Raw genomic sequence first — 19,472 nt, 5'->3', positions numbered from 1 at the left:
TTTGTATCGAAAAGTTTTTGTATTATTACCCATTCTCGATACAATTTTTTTCACTCCGTTTCAAAAATCACTCTAATTGACGAACAGTTACCTTATAATTGAAAATTTTAAAACCAAAGAAAATTTTAGGGTTTTAAATCTTCAAACTTTGTATCCGCAGGAAAAACGTGCTGAACTTTTTCAACAACCAATTCTTTCGGAACAGAGAATTCTGCCGTTTGCTTAATATCTAAAGATGATGCACCAACAGAAACTTTATAATTCCCGGCTTCTGCAACCCACGCTGATTTTGCCGTTTCATAAGATGCTAAATCTTTCGGATTCAAAGTCAAAGTAATGGTTTGAGATTCTCCCGGTTTCAGATCTTTTGTTTTGGCGTAGGCTTTCAACTCAGATTTTGGTTTGTCGATGGATCGGTTTGGCGCAGAAAGATAGAGTTCTACGACTTCTTTTCCGGCAACTTTTCCGGTATTTTTAACTTCAACACTAACTTCTAATTTATTATTAAAAGTTTTAGAATTGGTTTTAATATTTGAATAGGCAAAATCCGTGTAAGATTTCCCATAACCGAATTCGTAAGAAGGTTTCACCCCAAAAGTATTGAAATAACGGTATCCAACATAAACGCCTTCCTGATATGTCACCTCTTTCGGATTATCCGCAGGAATTCCCGGGAAATTTTTCGCTGATGCGTGGTCTGCATAATTCACCGGGAAAGTCATCGTCAGTTTTCCGGAAGGATTTACTTTTCCGGAAATCACATCTGCAACGGAATGTCCACCTTCCTGACCTGGTTGCCAAGCCAACAAGATAGCGTCTGCTTTATCTTTCCAGGAAGCGGTTTCGATTACACCACCGATGTTAAGAATGACCACAACTTTCTTCCCTTTTGCGTGGAAAGCCCTAGAGATTTTATCCAGCATTTCGATTTCTTCTGTTGCCATATTGAAATCATTGTCTACCACTCGGTCACCGCCTTCACCTGAGTTTCTTCCCAAAGTTACGAAAGCAATTTCAGAAGTTTCCGCTTTTTTAGCGTAGAAAGCATCGTCTAATTTCATTTCAGGAAGTCTTTCCGGCAAAGCTAAAATTCCTCTTTTCTTTCTGTTTTCCTTTTCTGCAGCCTGTTCTTTTTCAGCGAATGGTTTGTATAAATCAACTAACTCTTTGTCTAATTTGTAACCTGCAGCATTCAGCCCTTCCAACAAAGAAACGGTGTGTTTATTGTTAACAGCTCCGCTCCCTGTTCCACCTGTAATCCACGCATAAGATGTCACGCCGAACAACGAAACTTCTTTCTGTTTGTCGGCAAAAGGCAGTGCATTTTTCTCGTTTTTAAGTAAAACCATTCCTTCTGTAGCAGCACTTCTTGTTATTTCTGCGTGCTCAACCAGATTCGGTTTGTCGCTGTATTTGTATTGAGCAAAAGTTGGTGTTTTGAAAACATATCCCAAAATTCTCTTTACATTCAGATTAGCAACTTCCTGAGACAATTTTCCTGAATCTAAAGCTGCCAATAACACTTTTTTCTGCGCTGGAATTCCCGGCATCAAAAGGTCGTTTCCGGCGTTCATCTGTTTTACAACATCAGAAATTCCACCGCCTCTGATCGATTCAAATCCTGGAAAACCTCCAAACCAATCGGTCATTACAATGCCTTTGAAACCCCATTCGTTTCTCAAAACCTGAGTTAACAAATCTTTGGAATCTGATGTATAAACGCCATTCAATTTATTATAAGAAGACATTACCGTCCAAGGCTGAGATTCTTTTACAGTGATTTCGAAATTTCTAAGATATAATTCTCTCATTGCTCTTTCAGAAACGTGCGCATTGATGGTCAAACGGTTGGTTTCTTCATTGTTCGCAGCAAAATGTTTGATGGAAGTTCCTACACCTTGAGACTGGATTCCGTTTACGATTGCCGCAGCGGTTTTCCCTGAAATCAAAGGGTCTTCAGAATAATATTCGAAGTTTCTACCGTTTAGTGGATTTCTCTGAATGTTTAATGCAGGTGCTAAAAGAACGTCAACGCCATATTCTTTCACTTCATTTCCCATCGCTTTTCCCACCTGTTCCAAAAGCGTTTTATTCCAGGTCGAAGCCAAAGCTGTTCCTACCGGAAATGCTGTTGCATAGTATGTTTTTGAATCATTATCTCTCGTTGGTGCTATTCTCAAACCTGCAGGTCCATCAGCAACTACCGTCGCAGGAATTCCGAAACGGTCGAAATTTGCTGTTCCTCCAGCAGCTCCGGGAACCAAACCTTGTTTTGAATCTCCAACAGGACCTGTCAAAACTTCAATTCCAGGCATTCCTGTTCCAATAAGCAAATCAACTTTTTCAGCGTTGGTCATTTGTTTGATGATGGCTTCAATTCTTTTGTCAACCGAAATTCTGGTATCTTCCCAAACATCCAATTTTCCATTTTTGTTAAGGTCTTTGAATGTTTTTCCACCAACCGTAACTGTAGGATTATCCTGGGCTTTTGCGAGAGGTGCAGCAGCCAGTAAAGCCACGAACATTCCTGCATATTTTGCTTTCTGAGAAAGTCCTATCAATGTTGATATATTCTTCTTCATATGTAGATATTTTTATTTTTTAGTATTGAATAATTTTAATTTTGAATAGAAATCTTCGAACATCAGTCGAGTGTCGAGTTGTGTATAAACTCTGATATTTCTGCTTTTCGGATTGTATTCGTACAGTCCGTTATCATTGATTTTAGGCGCATTTTTGATAACATAAGAACTCGAAGACGGGTCAGCTTCAAATGACGACTGTAAAGCGTTTACTAAAACCAATGGAGAATCTCCCATAATGTATGTTTCACCAATTTTCAGATTGAATTTCTGAACCATTTCCATCAAATCTTCAATCTTTTTAGTTAAATAAACTCCGGTTTTTCCTTCCGGTTTTACTTTTGTTATGAGTTCTGCATAAGACATCAAAGTCTGTCGGTAAGCATTTCTCGGGATTTGCCATATATTTAAATTCGATTCATTAAAAACAACCTGCGCTGCTTTGATGTCGATTCCGAGATTATATTCCAAGGGCGTGTAACCGGGTGGTGGCGTTGCCAAATCTGGATATTCAGGACCGCCAATCCAAACGACAATAATTTTATCGGCGATTTTTGGTTCCATTAAATAAGCACTCGCCACTTCCGTCAAACCTGCGCCACAAAACACGAATAAAGGATTTTTTTCATCAGCTTTCATTGCTTCAGCAACAATCACTTTTGCACCTGCGGAAATGTTTGGTGTTTTCAAATCTTTCAATTGGTCATTGGAACCTTGTAGAACGTTGAATTTGTTTTTCAGATTCATTACTTCCAATGTTTCATTAACTTTCTTCACCGCATTTTCAGCGGTAATATTTGAAGAATCAAATGGGTCGCCCGGTTTTAAATGAGAACCGATGATTCCTTTGATTTCAGTGGAAGGCGAAAGAATCTGATGAACGAGTTGAAATAATCCGTCGGGATCGCCGCCGAAATCGTTATCAACAATGACACGATAGCGGGGTTTTACGTATTTGTCCATTTCTGAAATCACAGAAGTCGTCTGCGCAAGCAATGATGTTCCAGCAAATACGGATAAAATACTTGCAAATATTGTTTTCATAAATGAAATTTTGACTATAAAAATTTGTGGAATCTTAACCAATCCAGATAAACATCAGACCATTTATCAACCGGTAGATTTTGTTTTCCCATTCCGAAACCGTGACCGCCTTTTTCGTAAAGGTGAAGTTCGGCTGGTTGTCCTGCTTCCAACCATTTGTTATACAGCAAAACAGATTTTGGAGCGAGTTTCAATTGGTCGTCACTCGCTGCACAAATGAATAATGGGAGAGAAGATTTTGGGATTTCTGTATCTAAAATTTCCTCACTTGGTCCACCATAAATGGATGCTGCAAAATTTGGAATAGTTGAAAAGTCTTTACTATGAAGAACGCTTTCCAGAATGACACTGGCACCCGCAGAAAAACCGATAACGCCTAATCTTTCTGGATTAATATTCAATTCTTTGGCGTGGGTTCTGATGTAGGTGATTGCCGTTTTGATGTCGTCTCCTGCCATTACTTTAATCGGTGCCGTTTTCGCATCAAACGCTTTTCTGTCTTTGATGTTTTCCATCATTTCTTTGGCAGGATCGTTAGATTTGGTTTCCAGTAATCTGTATTTTAAAACGACTGCGGTGATTCCGTTTTCGGCTAGTTTTTTGGCAACATCAATTCCTTCCCGGTTGATGGATAAACTTTGAAAACCGCCTCCTGGAGCGATAACGATAACTGTTCCGTTGGCTTTTGCTTTATCGGCTTCGAAAACTAACATTGAAGGTTGTGCCACGTTGAAAACAACTTCTGTTTTGAAAAGTTCGTTGAATTGTTGCGCTTCTTTCTGCGTCCAGCTTTCTGTTCCGGGCGCTTTTCCTTTGTATAATGGAATTGATTTTTGAGCGTTGATGGTCGTTAAACCTGCAAGAAATAAACCTGCTATGATTAATCTTTTCATTTTGATTTTATTTTTTTTTAAACGCAAAGAGCGCAAAGTTTTTTTTATGTAATTCGACGTTTTTAAGTTTGCAAAGCCGTTTCACTTATATAAGTAAAACAAGGTTTGTAACATTGAATCGTACGCAGCCCGACTTGAGTGAAGCTCTTTTTGTTATTGCGATTGCTGAAAAGTTCAACTTATTGACTCAGTTTCTTCGCAATGACAAAAAAGCGGGAACGGAAGGCGGAAATAGCTGCCCAAATAAATATTTTTAAAGAAATGAAACCGAACAAGATATCCGGTCTCAAGACATCAATTTAACCAATTTATGATGAAATATTATTTATGATATTTTTGAGTTCTGGCATCTTTAATTACTCCAGACCAGTTCATTCCGTATCCAAAATCGTAGTTGTGACCTTCTGAATCTTTGTGCGTTTCCATATCGTACGGCACGTCTTCTTTCTGCTTTTCGACCGTTACCATATTCGCAGGCATCTGAAGCGGAAGTAATCCTGAAGGTTCGTATTTTCCTGTAATGATATCCACAACAGCCTGATTTGAAACATTGAAATTCATCAAAATCGCATCTGCGTGCTTTTCAAATTCATTAAAAATCATAGGTTTTGAAGCGGTTACAGAAACGATTACCGATTTTCCGTTCATTGCTTTGTACGCATTTTCTATTGCTAACAAATCGGTAAAGTTGGTCGCTGTAGAAGTTTTGTTTTTGAATGTTCTGTCGTGAATATTGGGTGCAACAACCGGGTCGCCAGCAGCAATACTTTTTTCACGAGCTTCTGTTGCTGTGTACGTTTGATATTGAAGGGAAATCGGGACATAACCGTTTCCGCCTTCTTTTGCATCGATGTCGCTGTAACCGCCTTCTTCACTGTGCGGACTTTTCACGAAAACCAATGCGAAATCTGCTTTTGAAGGGTTTTCCGTTACGTTAAAATGTTTTTTCACTTTCTCGATATCAACAGGATATTCTAAATATGGAGCAGTGTAAATTCCCCACCAGTTGAAGGTTGCCGGAGAATATCTCTTCGGAATGTAAACCGTTTTTCTTTCTTTAATCGGAAGAACATTCGCTTTATTTTTCAGCATCACGATAGATTTCACCTGAGCTTCGTAACCTGCTTTCATAAATTCAGGATTACCAACAATTTTCTTAGTTTCTTCAATGTTAACGTAAGGATTTTCAAATAATCCTGTTCTGAAGAAATTTCTCAATAAACGAACTGCAGATTGCTCAAATTTTGCACGATATGCTTTCTCTCCGTGTTCTTTTACTCCCATTTGATACGCTTCCAAAACGGGTGCTTTGTCATTGTTTCCTCCAAACTGGTCAACACCAGCTTCCAAGACTTTATAATGACGTTCTGCAATAGATAATTTTTCTGCGCCCCAAGGTTTTCCTGCAAATCCGCCTGGAGATTTTGGTTCGTCTGCGGTGATGAGCCAATCGGTGCAAACTACACCGTCGTATTTGTATTTTCCACGAAGTAAATCGGTGATGATATATTTGCTGTAACCGTTTCCAACGTTCTCGCCGTTTTTCGTATCCTGGTTAAAACTAATCGTATAATACGGCATTACCGCAGCGGCTTCTTTGGTTCCGCCATTTAATTTGAAAGCACCTTCGGTAAAAGGTTTCACGTGGTTCTGGAAATTATTTCCGGGATAAACCGCATATTTTCCCATCGCCCAGTGACCGTCACGACCACCTTCTTCAGGTCCGCCTCCCGGCCAGTGTTTTACCATAGCATTCACACTTTTATTTCCCCAACCGTTTTTATTTCCAGCTGTCGTCTGGAAACCGTCGATATAACCTCTTGCCATATCTGCCGTCAATTCCGGACTTTCAGAGAAAACATAAGCAATTCTGTACCAACGGGGCTCTGTTCCCAAATCGATTTGTGGAGAAAGAGCGGTTGAAATTCCCAAGGCTCTATATTCCTGAGCTGCGATGTTTCCGAACTTTTTAACCAATTCCGGGTCAAAAGTTGCGCCCATTGCCAAACCGTCCGGCCAAAGTGAAATCTGTCCACCTGCTCCTTCATTAAATTCGGCTGTTACGGTTGCTGAATGTCTTGGGTCTGTACTGTTATTGGCAGGAATTCCTAAACCTAAGCCTTCAATATAAGCTTGAATATTATTGCTCCATTGAGCAGCAATTGCAGGAGACTCAACCGTTGTTACCAAAACATGACGAAGATTGTCTTCCTTTAAAAATTTCTTTTGCTGGTCTGTTAAATCAGAAGCTTTTGCACCACTTTCTTTGTAGAACATCCCGTTGTATTTCCCTGCTCTGAAGCCATCTGCAGGAGCCGGAACTGATTGGTGACCGCTGTATAACATCAATCCTGCTATTTGCTCAACCGTCATTTTTGAAGCTAAATCTTTTGCTCTTTCGTCCACAGGAAGTCTCCAGTCTTCGTATTTATCGAGTTTTCCGTTACGGTTTAAATCTTTGAATTTATTCCCACCAATTGTTAGAATTTTCACACCTGAATCAACCGAATACCCCAAAACCGGACCCTTGGAATTGGTCACGGTTTGGATATTTTGAGAAAAAGCAGTGATGCCTAAAAATAATGCGGCTATATTTAATACTGATTTTTTCATTGTTAAATTTTAGAAATTAAAGCTTACAGAAAACTGACCCGTTAATGGCATAATGTACGTTCCCGTCAACAATCTTCCGTAGTATGGACTTGCATCGGTAATCAATTCGGCTCCGTTGATTGTTCCGCTTGCTCCTCTTTGGTTCAGGAAGTTGATAACCGTTGCGCCAACATTGATATTTTTATTAACTGTATAAGTCACGCCACCGAAAGTTTCCCATCTTGGAGCAAAATATAAAGCGTTTGTAAGGTTAGCATATTGTTTTGAAAAATATCTGAAACTTGCCCAAAATCTCCACTTGTCAATGGTATAGCTTGGGTCGATTTCCATTAACACTTTAGCAACTCCTAGCACATTGTTATCACTGTAATTGTAAGATGTTCCGAAAGCGTCAAAATTAAATTTCTTGTAAACCGGATTTTGGAACGTTACCAAATAATGTAAATTGAATCCTTTGAAAGGTTTCAAAACAAAATCTGTCGTCCAACCCAACGTTTGAATATCGTAATAAACCGTCGTCGTCTGCGCCTGTGAACTGTTGGCAGGATTTACCAAATTGTATCTGTTCAGGTTGTTATTTTTCTTAAGATAAGTCGCCTGAGAAATTAACTGAATCCAATCTGTATTCCAGAAAATTCCTAAAGCTCCCAACGGACTTTTAATTTTGTTGGTATTTGGTTCAAAGGCTTGAGAATAACTTTCCAGTCTTCTATTTTCTTCGGTATAAAGTAAGTTGGCAATAACTCCGAAGTTTTTGCTGATGTTATAAGTCGCATTCAAACTACCTCCAATCTGGAAAAAGCTGTGATTGATCTGATTAAATTGACTTGGGTCTGTAAAGCTGAAACCAATTGTTCTCGGTGTTAGAGAATATTCTCCGTCCAAAATATGATTTTTCAAATGTAGACCATAGCTCAAATTGAAATTGTCAGAAACTTTCCATTCGTCTGTTCCGTAAACTGATAATTTGTTTTCTGTTCCGCTATGGTATTCTGCGCCTGCATTGTAGTTATAAAAACCGTCTGCATCTGTATTCGGACCAATTAATCTTTGAGGTTGCGCGCCAACAGTCTGGTAGAAGAAAGAACGGTTCGAAGTAAATTTATCGACGTGATAATATTGCTCCAAAATACCTACCGTAAGATTATGATTTCCAACCTGTTTGTTTAGTGAAAAACGTCCTGAAATACTTGTAATCGGAGTTTCTGGCGTGTACATTGCCAATTGCGTTCCGACTGGTCCAGAATAAGCCTGACCGTTGGAAGCCAAAGTGTAACCAGCCGCCGAATCTGCATTGAAAATACTTAAAGGAATGCTGTTGGCCATTTTCACTTTTGAGAAATGCGCTCTTGTAGAGAATTTGAAATTCCAACCGTTATTCAACATATAATTTCCTAAAACATCGATGTTATGTGCACTTGACCTGTTGTCATTTCCTGCAAGGTTTGCAAAATAGGTTTGTCCGGAAAGAATGTCTTTAAACTTCATATTTCCATCATTCACCACGTAAGAATCTCTACCAATTTTGAAGTTATCCAACTCGGTAACTTTCCCATTTTCTCCATATTGAAAAACCGCATAGTTGGTAATGCTGTAAGAATCTGAGTATTTGTATAAAATTGAGATTTTACCTTTATCGTCATTGAAATATTTGGTAATTCCTGCTCTGAAAATCTTAGTTTCATCGGCGTTTCTGGCAAAACCTAATTTATAGGTACTTGGATCATAGTTTGCAAAAGCGCCAACGGTGTACGTCCAGCCGTTTTTAGAAATCGGTCCTGAAGCATTTACATCGCCCTGCAACCAGCCGAAAGTACTTGTTGTTAATTTTCCTTTTAATTTGAAATCTTTAGTTCCTGTCTGAGAATAAGAATTTACCGCAAAACCAAGGTCTCCCATTGTATTGGCAAGCTGATCCATTTTCAGAAGTCCTGTTTTTTCTAAACCTACACTTTGTCTCCATGTTTTGTTGGGAAGTTCAGGCCAGAAAAAATATACTGCAGGAAGGTCGTTTTCAAGGATCGTAATTCCTCCAACTGTTGACGGCAAACCGATATTCACGTCTCTCGGACTTGTGTTATTAGCTGCGTTCAACATTACGTTTCTGTTGTTATCTTCTTTGGATGAAGTTGTCACAGTTTTTACACCTTCTTCCGTTTTTGCTGCGGTTATGGCATTTTTTACAGCTAATGTATCAGTTTTCTCCTGTCCAAAGGCTGTTGCGAAAGAAAGCAAAAGCCCTAATGCTGAGATTTTTAAAGTTGATTTTTTCATTTCTTAGTTCGTATAGTTTCTAATTATTGTTTTAATTTACTGGTTTTGAATGTTTTAATTCTTTTTCTCTGTTTAAAATAAAGACATAAAAATATCCTGCATCCAAATTTTCATTGGGATGAACTTTGTAAAATATCAGCACCGGATTGATTTATTTTAGCCGGCTTTCATCAGCATTTGTACCTTCACAACATTTATATTGCGGAAACTCGCATAATTTGTTTCGAGCAATATTTTTAACTGAATTAATTTTATCATTTTCAGTTACTATTACTTTTTGAAGAAGTAATTTATCGAATAATTCTCTGATCAAAAGCTTGTGTTATCATTGCTTCAATGCGAAGCATTACAATAGTACATTATCTTCATTAATCTACCAAGAAAAATATTAATAAAAGTTAATATTGAATTTAATTAACTGATAATCAAATGTATAATTTTTATTATTATGAAATTTAATTATTGATTCTATACGAAACAATGATAAAAATCATCTTAAAAAATCCCCAAAAAAGGTCTCAAGATGCCACATTTCTGCTGATACAAAAATTTTATTGTTAGATTTGTATTTAATATACTTTTTCAAACAACAAATGGATTCAAAAGAATTAATTTTACAACGATCAAATGAAGCAAAAGAAATTTTTATTCCTCATTTGTCGGCAGATCCTGTAATTTTTGGTTTTGATCAGAACGAGCTCAAAGTTCTTCTTCTAAAAATGAACTACCGGAAACAGTGGTTTTTACCCGGTGGATATGTTCGTAAGGATGAAGATCTTGATGATGCAGTTGTAAGAATTGTAAGAGACAGAGCGGGAATTACCGATGTTTATCTTGAAGAATTTGGAGTTTTTGGAAAGAAAAACAGAAGCGAATTTTATTTTGAAGATTTCGATGAGACGCTTTTTCATAAGCAGAGATTTATCACCATCGGATTTTATGCATTGTACAATCCTGACAGATTTAGTCTGACTGCTGATGAATTCAGTGAAACATGTGAATGGATTTATCTGAGTAAACTTCCTGAAATCGAAATGGCGATGGATCATCGTGAAATTGTTGAAAAAGCTTTGCTGACATTAAGAGAAAAAATTTCTCATAAACCTATAGGATACAATCTTTTACCGGAAAAATTTACACTTTCAGAACTACAAAAACTGTACGAAGTTATTTTAGGAAAAGAATTAAACCGGGGAAATTTTTACAGAAAAATAAAAAATCTTGGAATTCTTAAAAAATTGGATGAAAGAAGAACAGGAGGCGCTCATAAAGCCCCTGATTTATATTCTTTTGACGAAGAAAATTACCTGAAAGCTCTTGAAAATGGCTTAACCAGCTGGTAAATAGAGTAGTGCAGTCTTGATAATAAAAATACCTTCTGTGCAGAAGGTATTTTTATTTTATATTGAAGGTTATTAGTTTTTATTTTCCGCCGCCGCTTTTTTCAACATCGGTTTTGGTATTTTCTTTTACCTTCTGGTTTCCAAATCGTTTCACAAAAGAGATGGAGGCACCGTACCAATCCCATTTGGAAGTACTTCTAACGTATCCTCCCTGGACGTATGAAGTTGCATCATAATTTGGTCGCTGGAAAATATTCATCAGTTGTAAGCTGACTTCCATCTGAGTTTTCGGGAATATTTTGGTCGCAGAAATATTGTGAAATATATTCGGTTTATTGGTAGTAGAGTTTCCGTTATTCTGATTAGAAACTTCAACCCACGCACTTATATTAATATTTTTATTGAAAAGATTATTATAAGAAAGGTTAGTAGAAGCACTTAAATAACTGATGTAGAAGTTGTTTTCTAAACCATTTTGTTTGTTGAAATCACTATTATCAATATAATACCATCCTAAACCAACATTTACCGTAAACTTATTTTTAAAAAATGTCTGGTTGGTATTTGCATAAAGATAGTATTTATGTACTTTTCCTTTAAAATTAGATTCCTGACTGATTGGAACTGTTTCGTTACCGACTTCCCCCTTTAAATAATCTGTCCAGTAATCCTGATCGGTAAATGAATATCTTGCTGAAAGAAAATATTTCTTTAAAATTCCCAATTTCATGTAAACTCTGTGGCTTGGATTTGGCTCCAGATCCATATTTCCACGGGTATAAATTCCGTCGGTGTTTGGAGTCATAAAAGGATTGAATTCTGCATACCAAGGTCTCCAGATATTTTTGTTATAGGTTAAACTTAAGTCATATTTATCTGAAAATGTGTATTTTAATAAAAGATTCGGCAGGAAAGTACCATATGAATCTTTTCTTGATGCTCCGGCAACATCCTGACGCATTTTATAATCAATATATTCATAACGGAGCCCGACTCTTGTCTCTAATTTCTTAAAGAAAGTTCTGCTATAATTTGCATATAAAGAGTTAATATTATCCTCATAATGGAAAATATCATGCGCACTTAGCCCGGGAAGTATTTCGCCATACAAATTATTAGGAACTACATTGTTGTTAAAACTCATTTTTCCACCTACTTCAAAAGTAGCACCGGATTTTCCTAAAGGCTGTGTATAATCAACTTTGATAAAATAATTTCGGTTTTCGTTATCTGAAAGAATTCCTAAATCTTTTGTTTCTGAATCTGTACTTGAAGTGATATTGTTAACAAAATAGCTGTCTTCAGATTGTCCGTAATAATTTGTACCCAAGTTTACATCCAGAATTTTATTCTTTTCTTTATCATACCATTTATAGAAAAAATTAGTTCCTAAATTACGATTGAGTCCGGTGGAATTTTGATTTTGTTCAGAAGAACTTTTGAATACATTATTAATATAGTCTAATCTGCTGGCTTCGGAATTTGAAGTAGAATTACTTTGGTAATATTCTAAAATAACACCTACTGTATTTTTGCTGTTGAGTTCAAATTCTGAGGTTGAAGAAAGGGAAGGGCTTTTGCTTCTGCTTATTAAGTAATTGTCAATATTATTGGTCTCATTATCCTGATACCAAGTGTACAAACTGGAACTTCTTTGGACATTAGTGTTGTCACTATAACTTCCGATTAATGTTTGAGTAAAATTTTTCTTATGATAATTTAAATTTAAATTCGTGTATTGTGAATTTTTGGTATTTTGTCTGTTATTGAAGGTTACACTTCCTTTTAATCCTTCATCATCACGCTTCTTCAAAACAATATTAATAACCGATCCTGTTGCCTCATAACGTGAAGACGGACTTGTAATTACCTCGATCTTCATTAGATTATCAGCAGGAATAGTCTTTAAATATTCTTTTAATTCTTTACCGGTGAAAACTGTTTTTCTATCATTGATGTAAACGGTAACCGATTCTCCTTCTGCCTTAATTGCGTCGTTGTTATCAATACTTAACAAAGGCGTCATTCTCAATACGTCCCAAGTGGTATTTCCTGCTAAAATTGAGCTGTTGGAAACATTGAAAACAGTACGGTCGACCTTGGATTCTACAGTTGGTTTTCGTGCAACAAGGGTTACCGCTTCAATTTCTTTTTCTTTGGGTTTGATGGTATCATTTTGTGTTTGTGCAAAAGCCGCAGTGCTTATGATCAGGGCGATTGGTACGAAAATAATTTTCATGAAGTAATGGTTTTAGCTATAAGACACTTACATGAGAATATTTGTTACATCAAAAGTGAAAATATTTAAAAGTTTTATTTTAGCTAAAAAAAAGAAAACGCAAGACACTGTAATACAGGTCCCACGTTTTCGATCCAAATTTATTAAGTATGAAATTTTTTATTTTTTAACCACCTTTTTAGTGATTGTTTTTCCGTTTTCAAACTGAACTTTCACAAAATATACACCGTTTGGAACTCCGTTAAGATCAATTTGCTGATCTGAAAATCTTGTTTTTATAATCTGTCCTACAGAATTTGTAACTTCAGCTAATTTTATTTTTTCTTCATTTTTAATGAAAGCTATTCCGTTGGTAGGATTTGGATAGACTGAAAAACTGTCAGTGGTTTTTACCTCATTCGTAGATAAAACAGCCGTAGAAATTCTCTTAATATGAGTTCCGTTTTGAGTATATGCTAATACTAAATAGTTATTAACAGGGTCAAATGCTAAATCACTATAGGTTGCAGTACCGTCTGAAACCATATCACCACCAAATTTTGCCCAGCTAGATGTTCCTGAATTAAATTTATATACCGAATTTTTTGTGTGGTTGGCATTTGAGCTGTCCCAAATACTTGCTACAACATAAGGTGTACCGTCTGGTGAAACGGTAATTGCTGTATGATTTACCATAGTATCAGAAAAGTTAGCTGCCCCTACCTGAATCCATGAGGTTCCATCGAATTTCTTTACATTGAGTTTTCTTCCTTCTGCAGTACTGGAAACATAGAGAACATACGGTATATTATTGCTGTCTAAAGCGATGTCTGAAAAAGAGTTATCTGAACTGTATCCGTTGCCTACAGCCATTCCTCCAAGTAATGTCCAGGAATCTGTACTTGATGCAGTGGCACTAATTCTGTAGACCTTTACGCCACTCGCAATCTGACAGACATAGATGTTATTATCTGAACCAATGACCATTTCTGCAAAAGTAGATCCACCGGCAAATCCCACATTTCCTACCTGCTCCCACCCACCGTTAGAAAACCTTCTTACTGTACCTGCTCCATCTGAGCTGTACGCAAAAAGAGTATTGGAAGGGGAAATGGCTGTTGCCTGATAGTTTACTGCAGCATTTGTTGCATTGGGTAATGCAGCCCAAGCTCCGGATGAGAATCTTTTAACCTCCAATCCGGTTGCCGGATAACCTGCCTGATTGCTGTAATAAAGTCTTCCCTGCCCATCGATGCATAAAGAATTATAAAGAGCTGTTCCGGTAGTTATTCCTGGAGAACCTCCAAGATATGACCATGAACTTCCGTCGAATTTTTGTACTGATCCTTTTGCTACTGAAACATCATAATAAGAAAGATAATAATTTCCAGATGCATCAATAACTAAATTGTTATAACTTGAATTTCCTGCTGAAACAATATCTGTAGATCCTACAACGTCCCACTGTTGGGCATTCATAAACATATTCAGACCAACTCCACAAACCAAAAGAGTTTTTCTAAAATTAAAAAAAGAGTTTTTTCTCATAATAAAGGGGATTTTAAAATATTGAACTTTTTTTACGAATTTTTAATCTGATATATTGTGATGTCGGGTGGTATTCTATCGGAAAAGAATTATCAGCAAATTTATACGTTGGATTAACATAACTCTACTTTTGAATAAAATTTCTTAAAAAATTAGATACTCATTACATACTTTTTAGTGTATTTAAATGTAATTTTTGTGAATTATATAATTTTTTGAAAATATTTCGGAATCTTTAGAAGAGAATTAATCAGAATTAATTCTAAATCTCAGCGAAATTTAGAATTGATAAATTGATAATTAAAAGCAGTATTTTTTAATTATTATAAATTATTCTGTTGAAATAAAAATGAATAAATGACGAATTTTATAAGTTGTCTATCCACTGATAGATATCTACAGATTGGGGAATTTCAAACTTTTTTCTCAATCTGTATTTCTTATTCTGAACGGTGCGAGTTTCAATAAAGGTATATTTTGCAATTTCTTTTGTTGTTAATTTTAATTTCAAAAGAGCGCAAAATTCGATTTCCGATTGTTGCAATTCCGGATGTTTTTTCAAAAGATTTTCGGAAAAATCAGGGAAGATATTTTCAAAGGCAAACATAAATCCAGGGTCATTTTTTTGCAAAAGATCAATCAGATGGTTGTACATCTCATTCAGATTTTTATTAACTTCTACAATCTTTTTCTTTTTAAACCTGAAGAAGATAAATACCGATACACCTGTAATTAAACAGAGAGAAATTATCCAGATCAAAAGATTTTTATAAGATGATTTGCTTTGTTCTTTTTCACCTTTCTCAATAACCTGTTGCAGCGAATTATATTTGCTTTGAAGCACTTTAAGCTCATATTGCTCGATCTTATTTGCATAATATTCTGCGCTGTCTTTTTGATTCGTTTCAGTGTATATTTCTTTTAAATAGGTGTTGATATGATTGATATTGAGTTCAATACCTGTTATTTTAATAGTTTTTAAGGCTTTATGAAAATTATCAATCGAATTTTTAAAATCCTTTCGCTTCTGGTAATATTGACCGATTACCGTATAATTATCAATCATCGCTTTGTCATCAGAAATATCCGAAGGCTTGATATTGATTGACTGTTGAGCATAATAATACGCCGAATCTATATTGTATAATGAGTAAATATTGGATATGTTAGAATAATTCAGGTACTGAAAATTGGCAAATTCTCTTTGATTTTTCAATTCGCTGCCACTTTTTATTTCTTCAAGAATTTTTTTTGTGGCATTTTTAGGTTCATTTTTATCTACATAAACATTTGCAAAACTACTCAGAACATTAGCTTTTGCATAGAAAATTTTCTTACTTTTTGATTTGTCTTTTTGGAGAATCGTATAAGCATTATTTAAATGGAAAATAGCTTTATCATAAAATTTATTCACCGAATATGTTTCAGCAATATAAACATTTCCCATTGCCTCGTAATATGCATTATTGTATTCTTTGCCTATGTCCTGAAGCTTTTCTGAGGAAATAATTAAGCTGTCGGTAAGATTTTTATAATAGAAATACCGACATTTTTTATCCAAAAGCTTCATTTCAGATAGAGAATCTTTTAAAATCCTGGATTCTCTCAAAAGTTGATTGATTTGAAGATATGCTTTGTTAATATCTGTATTGAAAAGTTGAGAATTAGCGTTAACCCTGCTTTTAAATCCCTCAAGGTTTTTTTTTGATTGAGAAAATACTATTGAACTTATAATTAAGCTGAAAAAAAATAAAAATCGGGTAGAATTTTCAATCATTTATTGTGTGGGTTAGATTAAATAAAAATTATGAATACTGTGTAAATTTAACAATAATTTTTGTGGTATCTTATTGTTGAGATATTAATTTATAAGTTTTATCATCATATTATGTGAAATTATAATGAAAACAGAAAATAGGAGTTATTTAAATTTACTTATAATATATTTTCAATCAATCTCATAAAGAAGCAGATTTTATTTTATGTGAAATGGCTTGATTTTAGATAATTATAAACTTTAATAGCTAAAAATAGGATATATTATCAACTCAAGATTATAAATTATGGAAAGGTTCAAAAAAATAATTTTGAAAATTCTAAAATGGACAGGAATTTCAATTGTGGCAATTTTATTTCTAATGTTTATAATTCCTATATTATTTCCCGGAACGATTTCTCAGCAGGTGAAGATCTTTGCCAATAAACATCTTGCAGGAAAATTAGATTATAAAAAAACTCACCTGTCATTTTTCAGGCATTTTCCATCGCTTACAGTTTCTGTGGATGATTTGGTTTTACAAGGTTCAAAACCATTTCAAAATGACACCTTGCTTTCTGCTAAAGAAGTGGCAGCAGGAATTAATTTAAAAAATCTGATTTTTGACGGTGAAGTTAAAATCGATGAAATCTACGTAACAGATGCTAATGCCAATGTTTTTGTTAACAGTAAAGGGGAAGCTAATTATAATGTTTATGTGTCAAAACCATCCGAAAAACCGAAAGATACAACAGCAACCGCAGCTTCTATTAAATTGGATCTTATAAAGTTCAGAAATTTTAATATAAAGTATAATGATCATTCTGCAAGGATTTTAGTAGATGCAAAAGGATTAAATTATACAGGAAAAGGTGGATTAAGTCAGGATATTTTTGATCTGGAAACGGATCTTAATATTGATAAGGTTGATTTTAGTCTAAATAGAATTTATTATGCAAAACAAAAATCGCTTCACGCCGATTTAATTACAAGAATAAATACCAACGCATTAACTTTCGTTTTACGTAAAAATGAATTGAGAATTAATGATTTGCCGTTGAAATTCACAGGATTTTTGAGTATTTTAAAGGATGGGTATAACCTTAATATTGAAGCCGCTTCTGAAAAAACAACTATCCGTGATATGATTTCTGTACTGCCGCCACAATATCTGGATTGGGCAAAAGACACTAAAATTGAAGGAAATAGTGATTTGTTTTTCAGTTTGAAAGGAAGATTTAGTGAGCAGAAAAATCTTAAACCTAGATTAAAAGCAAGACTTTTTGTAAAAGACGGATTTGTTTCTAACGGAAAAGCGCCCGTTCCTATGAATCATCTTAATATGGATCTAAATGTTGATTTGCCTTCGTTAGACACAGAACAGTTAGGTCTGGATTTGAGAAATTTAAGTTTTGATCTTGGACCGAATAATTTTAAAGCAGCTGTACAGACAAAAGGTATGAACGAAATGCAGGTTGAGGCTAAAATAAAAGGCGTTGTAGATCTTCAGACTTTAAATAATGCATTAGGATTGAAAGATATTGATGTGAGAGGCTTGATGAATACAGATATAAAAGCCAATGGAATATTTAGTTTAGATAAAAAATTATTTCCTAAAACCGATGGATATCTTAATCTGAAAAATGGCTGGTTGAAGACAAAGTATTATCCAAACCCAATTCAGAATATCAATATTGTTGCGAATATTATCAATACAGATGGGACATTTAAAAGTTTAGGGGTAAAGCTTGATCCGTTTAAGTTTGATTTTGAAGGAAATCCTGTTTTCATCAATGCAGATTTACAAAATTTTGAAGATGTTTTATATAAAGTTAAAGCAAAAGGTGTTTTGAATGTCGGCAGAATTTATAAAGTATTTGCGAAAAAAGGATTGGATATCAGTGGATTGATTATGGCTGATCTTTCCCTAAATGGCAGACAGAGCTATGCTACGACAGGTCAATACAGCAAATTGGATAATAAAGGAAATTTAATTTTAAAAAATATAAAAGCCACTACAGAATATTTACCGAAATCATTTTACATCAAAGAAGGAAATTTTCAGTTTGAAAATGAAAAAATGTGGTTCAGGAAATTTTTTGCAACGTATGGAAAATCAGATTTTGCTTTAAATGGTTATCTTTTAAATACAATCAATTATTTTATCGAAAGAAAAGGAACACTTCACGGCAAATTTGGACTTAATTCTAATTACATTTTAATCGATGAATTTATGGCGTTGAAAAATGGAGATAATACAGATAAATCGATAGAAGTTGAATATGCAAAAGTAGAAAACCCTAAAAGTAGCGGAGTTGTGATTGTTCCTAAAAATCTGGATGTTTCTCTGGACGTTAATACAAAAAAAGTTGAGTTTAAAGGATTAGGTTTAAATCATCTTATAGGAACAGCTTCGGTAAATGCAGGTCAGGTTTACCTTAAAAATACTTCATTTGATGTCGTTGGAAGCCGTATGAATATTGATGCCCGTTATCAGGATGAATCTCCGTTGACGGCCAATTATGATGTTGCATTGAAAGTATTGGATTTTGATGTACAAAGGGCTTATAAAGAAATTGATATGGTGCGTGAAATGGCAACTGCCGCAAAAAATGTAAAGGGAATTGTATCTGTAGATTATAAATTAAAAGGAGATTTTGACAAAAATATGGCTCCAATTTATCCTTCTCTAGAAGGCGGAGGAGTTGTAAATCTTCGTGACGTGGAAGTGAAAAATTTGAAAATGCTTTCGGCAGTTGGTGATAATATCGGGGCGAAAGCGTTTAATGATCCGAATATGAAGGGCGTGAATATTGAAACACATATCAAGAATAATTTGATTCACGTAGATAAATTTACGTTTAAAGTTTCTATTTTAAGACCTACAATCAGCGGTACAACGAGTTTTAACGGATTATTGGATTTAAGAATAAGAGTAGGAATTCTGCCTGGTGGACTGATAGGTTTTCCGGTTGTTGTCACCGGAACTCATGAAAAACCAAAAATTAAAATTTTCAGCAAAACCGGACAGGGAATTGTAGATGCTTTGTATAATACAAAATCGAACAAGATTATTAGAGAAGAGCGACGTGCCGAGAAAAAATCAAGAAGAGAACAGCGTAAAACTAAGAAAGTTCAGGAACAAAAAGCAATACAGGCAGAAAAACAAATTAAAAAAGATATTAAAGAAAAATAATTTAT

The 19,472-nt window shown here is 35.0% G+C and carries 11 protein-coding genes; 3 read left to right on the top strand and 8 right to left on the bottom strand.

From position 1 onward, the window contains the following. Positions 1 to 125: 125 nt before the first annotated feature. Genes ASG22_RS01290 through ASG22_RS01280 form a run of 3 tightly spaced genes read right to left on the bottom strand, consistent with a single transcriptional unit; the run spans position 126 to position 4,519 of the window. Complete coding sequence (locus tag ASG22_RS01290; RefSeq protein WP_055979349.1) at positions 126 to 2,582, bottom strand: glycoside hydrolase family 3 C-terminal domain-containing protein; 2,457 nt, start codon at positions 2,580 to 2,582, stop codon at positions 126 to 128. A 12-nt stretch (positions 2,583 to 2,594) separates the two neighbouring features. After that, on the bottom strand, positions 2,595 to 3,626 hold the full coding sequence (locus ASG22_RS01285; RefSeq protein ID WP_055979346.1) for a nucleoside hydrolase: 1,032 nt from the start codon (positions 3,624 to 3,626) through the stop codon (positions 2,595 to 2,597). A gap of 14 nt (positions 3,627 to 3,640) precedes the next feature. Then, positions 3,641 to 4,519, bottom strand: coding sequence for an alpha/beta hydrolase (locus tag ASG22_RS01280; RefSeq protein WP_055979342.1), 879 nt, complete (start codon positions 4,517 to 4,519; stop codon positions 3,641 to 3,643). 113 nt (positions 4,520 to 4,632) lie between these two features. Between ASG22_RS01280 and ASG22_RS20945 the strand changes: the two genes are divergently transcribed. Next, complete coding sequence (locus tag ASG22_RS20945) at positions 4,633 to 4,776, top strand: hypothetical protein (protein WP_157844697.1); 144 nt, start codon at positions 4,633 to 4,635, stop codon at positions 4,774 to 4,776. A 64-nt stretch (positions 4,777 to 4,840) separates the two neighbouring features. Here ASG22_RS20945 and ASG22_RS01275 read toward each other — a convergent pair whose 3' ends face one another. Together ASG22_RS01275 and ASG22_RS01270 are read right to left on the bottom strand one after the other, a co-directional pair. Next, a complete protein-coding gene (locus ASG22_RS01275; protein WP_055979339.1) occupies positions 4,841 to 7,132 on the bottom strand; it encodes a glycoside hydrolase family 3 protein in 2,292 nt (763 codons plus the stop codon). A gap of 9 nt (positions 7,133 to 7,141) precedes the next feature. After that, the gene (locus ASG22_RS01270) at positions 7,142 to 9,406 is read right to left on the bottom strand and encodes a TonB-dependent receptor (RefSeq protein ID WP_055979336.1); all 2,265 of its coding nucleotides are present in this window, start codon (positions 9,404 to 9,406) and stop codon (positions 7,142 to 7,144) included. Between the two features lie 593 nt (positions 9,407 to 9,999). Here ASG22_RS01270 and ASG22_RS01265 point away from each other — a divergent pair. Next, positions 10,000 to 10,749: an NUDIX hydrolase gene (locus tag ASG22_RS01265; protein ID WP_055979333.1), complete on the top strand. Its 750-nt coding sequence runs from the start codon at positions 10,000 to 10,002 to the stop codon at positions 10,747 to 10,749. Between the two features lie 79 nt (positions 10,750 to 10,828). On the opposite strand, the gene ASG22_RS01260 is transcribed toward ASG22_RS01265, so the two are convergent. The 3 genes from ASG22_RS01260 to ASG22_RS01250 form a co-directional block, all read right to left on the bottom strand. After that, the gene (locus ASG22_RS01260) at positions 10,829 to 12,988 is read right to left on the bottom strand and encodes a TonB-dependent receptor domain-containing protein (protein WP_055979330.1); all 2,160 of its coding nucleotides are present in this window, start codon (positions 12,986 to 12,988) and stop codon (positions 10,829 to 10,831) included. Positions 12,989 to 13,147: 159 nt separating this feature from the next. Next, a complete protein-coding gene (locus ASG22_RS01255; protein WP_055979326.1) occupies positions 13,148 to 14,515 on the bottom strand; it encodes a T9SS type A sorting domain-containing protein in 1,368 nt (455 codons plus the stop codon). A gap of 367 nt (positions 14,516 to 14,882) precedes the next feature. Further along, a complete protein-coding gene (locus tag ASG22_RS01250) occupies positions 14,883 to 16,124 on the bottom strand; it encodes a helix-turn-helix transcriptional regulator (protein ID WP_131726131.1) in 1,242 nt (413 codons plus the stop codon). Between the two features lie 454 nt (positions 16,125 to 16,578). Between ASG22_RS01250 and ASG22_RS01245 the strand changes: the two genes are divergently transcribed. After that, complete coding sequence (locus tag ASG22_RS01245) at positions 16,579 to 19,467, top strand: AsmA-like C-terminal region-containing protein (protein WP_055979321.1); 2,889 nt, start codon at positions 16,579 to 16,581, stop codon at positions 19,465 to 19,467. Positions 19,468 to 19,472: the final 5 nt, after the last annotated feature.

It is taken from the genome of Chryseobacterium sp. Leaf405 (assembly GCF_001425355.1).
Lineage (GTDB): Bacteria > Bacteroidota > Bacteroidia > Flavobacteriales > Weeksellaceae > Chryseobacterium.
Note: the sequence above shows the minus strand (reverse complement) of the source record. Positions and strands in the feature narration are given on the sequence as shown.

Excerpts from the sequence above, each read along its gene's own strand:
- ASG22_RS01290 (WP_055979349.1), bottom strand. The coding sequence starts at position 2,582 with ATGAAGAAGAATATATCAACATTGATAGGACTTTCTCAGAAAGCAAAA.
- ASG22_RS01285 (WP_055979346.1), bottom strand. The coding sequence starts at position 3,626 with ATGAAAACAATATTTGCAAGTATTTTATCCGTATTTGCTGGAACATCA.
- ASG22_RS01280 (WP_055979342.1), bottom strand. The coding sequence starts at position 4,519 with ATGAAAAGATTAATCATAGCAGGTTTATTTCTTGCAGGTTTAACGACC.
- ASG22_RS01275 (WP_055979339.1), bottom strand. The coding sequence starts at position 7,132 with ATGAAAAAATCAGTATTAAATATAGCCGCATTATTTTTAGGCATCACT.
- ASG22_RS01270 (WP_055979336.1), bottom strand. The coding sequence starts at position 9,406 with ATGAAAAAATCAACTTTAAAAATCTCAGCATTAGGGCTTTTGCTTTCT.
- ASG22_RS01265 (WP_055979333.1), top strand. The coding sequence starts at position 10,000 with ATGGATTCAAAAGAATTAATTTTACAACGATCAAATGAAGCAAAAGAA.
- ASG22_RS01260 (WP_055979330.1), bottom strand. The coding sequence starts at position 12,988 with ATGAAAATTATTTTCGTACCAATCGCCCTGATCATAAGCACTGCGGCT.
- ASG22_RS01255 (WP_055979326.1), bottom strand. The coding sequence starts at position 14,515 with ATGAGAAAAAACTCTTTTTTTAATTTTAGAAAAACTCTTTTGGTTTGT.
- ASG22_RS01245 (WP_055979321.1), top strand. The coding sequence starts at position 16,579 with ATGGAAAGGTTCAAAAAAATAATTTTGAAAATTCTAAAATGGACAGGA.